Source organism: Neisseria sp. P0009.S007 (assembly GCF_051962515.1).
Genome location: NZ_JBQCVF010000325.1, coordinates 1 through 1463, shown reverse-complemented (window position 1 = coordinate 1463; position 1463 = coordinate 1). Strand labels below are relative to the sequence as shown.

Here is a 1463-nt window from a genome sequence, read left to right as displayed (position 1 = left end):
CTGAACAAACTCGACATGCTCGACGAAGAAGAAGCCCAAGCACGCACCGCCTCCTTCCTCGAAGCCATCGGCTGGGATTACCCCAAACCAGACGACCGCTTCCAATTCGACATGGAAACCCCGCGCCTCTTCCAAATCAGCGCCCTGACCCATCAAGGCACACAGGAATTGGTACACCAAATCAACCAATACCTAACCGAGAAAAAACGCATCGAAACTGAAAAAGCCGAAGCGGAGCAGGCTGCGGCAAAAGCCGAAATTGCCGAGCAGCAGCCTAAAACGGATACAGGCGTATTTAAGCCGGAGTAAAAAATTTCAGACGGCCTTTTTAATAAAATGGAGAGTCGCATGTCTTCCAACTCTTTTTCTTTACAAGAAAACGATATTATTAAACGTTCAGAATTACATGACCAATACGGTGGCAATAGACAAAGTGGCATTGCTGCTTCGGCAAAAACGCCCAATATCTTCCTCTTTACTCACCCAGAAAAAGGCGAAGACCACGGCTATTATGATCGCTGGGATGAGAAGGGAACCACCCTGTTTTATTGTGGCGAAGGACAACGTGGTGATCAGCGTATGATCAATGGGAATAAAGCTCTCTTGGAACATAAACAGACAGGAAAAGCCATCCGTGTTTTTGCTAATGACACACTAAATGCTCATGTCCGATACATCGGTGAATTTACATTAGATGAGCATCAGCCTTATATAGTTAAAAAAGCACATGCAACTAATAATGGCCCAGAACGAAACGTATTTGAATTTTGCTTGCACAAAAAATCCAAATAATTTACCCCAGTTTATACAAATTTTGAAAATTCCATGACCACCATCTACAACACCCTTACCCGTCAAAAAGAACCCTTTGCCCCCATCGACCCTAAAAACGTGCGTATGTACGTTTGCGGCATGACCGTTTACGACTATTGCCACTTAGGCCATGCCCGTGTGATGGTTGTGTTCGACATGATTGCCCGCTGGCTGCGCAAGTGCGGTTATCCGCTCACTTATGTGCGCAATATTACCGACATCGACGACAAAATCATTGCCCGTGCGGCTGAAAACGGCGAAACCATCGGCGAGCTGACCGCGCGTTTCATTCAGGCCATGCATGAAGATGCAGATGCTTTGGGTGTGTTGCGTCCCGACATCGAGCCAAAGGCAACGGAAAATATCCCGCAAATGATTGCCATGATTGAAACCTTGATTCAAAACGGCAAGGCATATCCTGCCGCAAATGGCGACGTTTATTACGCCGTGCGAGAGTTTTCCGCTTACGGCCAATTATCGGGCAAATCGCTGGATGACCTGCGCGCAGGCGAACGTGTGGAAGTGGACGGTTTCAAACGCGATCCGCTTGATTTTGTATTGTGGAAAGCGGCCAAAGCAGGCGAACCTGCATGGGAAAGCCCTTGGGGTAACGGCCGTCCGGGTTGGCATATTGAATGCTCTGCCATGAG

At 47.8% G+C, this 1463-nt stretch carries 2 protein-coding genes and 1 pseudogene; all 3 read left to right on the top strand.

Translation table 11 applies throughout. The features are described 5' to 3' along the window. Positions 1 to 309: pseudogene (locus tag ACTHS3_RS12935) on the top strand (GTPase ObgE); the annotation flags it as partial. 39 nt (positions 310 to 348) lie between these two features. Further along, on the top strand, positions 349 to 792 hold the full coding sequence (locus ACTHS3_RS12930) for a YDG/SRA domain-containing protein (RefSeq protein WP_070624954.1): 444 nt from the start codon (positions 349 to 351) through the stop codon (positions 790 to 792). A gap of 33 nt (positions 793 to 825) precedes the next feature. Then, a partial coding sequence (locus ACTHS3_RS12925) for a class I tRNA ligase family protein (RefSeq protein ID WP_440368121.1) occupies positions 826 to 1463 on the top strand: 638 nt, incomplete at its 3' end.